This window comes from Aquirufa esocilacus, assembly GCF_042715595.1.
GTDB lineage: Bacteria > Bacteroidota > Bacteroidia > Cytophagales > Spirosomataceae > Aquirufa > Aquirufa esocilacus.
Window position 1 is genome coordinate 1 of the sequence record NZ_JBBKXX010000006.1, and the last position, 520, is coordinate 520.

The 520-nt window shown below is 44.6% G+C and carries 1 tRNA gene; it reads left to right on the forward strand.

The features are described 5' to 3' along the window. The first annotated feature begins 235 nt into the window (after window positions 1-235). Window positions 236-312, forward strand: a tRNA-Ala gene (locus tag SKC37_RS11660). Window positions 313-520 lie beyond the last annotated feature (208 nt).

A 520-nucleotide genomic window follows, 5' to 3' on the forward strand; every position in this document is an offset into this window, starting at 1 on the left:
AGGCCCACAAGAAAAAGGCTTGCAAGCCGAAAGCAAAGTGAGACAAGGCCAAAGCAATTAAGCAACAATCCCTGGGGGATTAGCTCAGCTGGCTAGAGCACCTGCCTTGCACGCAGGGGGTCAACGGAATTGCATTCCGCGTTCGAATCCGTTTTCTCCACCACTGGTGAAAACAAGATTAAAGATTAGACAAACGAGTCTAATAAAGAGATTAACAAAGAGAACCCATTAACCTGGGGGATTAGCTCAGCTGGCTAGAGCACCTGCCTTGCACGCAGGGGGTCAACGGTTCGAATCCGTTATTCTCCACCAGAGTACCATCAGACAAACGAGTCTGGTATCTAGATTGAAAGATTACACCACCCCTACCCTTTCCAAATGAGGAAAGAGAGCTTGGGAACGATGTGAATGAGATGAGCGCAAGTTTATTGAATTTCACACAAGGTTCTTTGACATATTGTGAGAATAAAGTAAAGAGTAAGAGCAAATTAGAAATTTGAATCCTTAGGGATGAAGATAT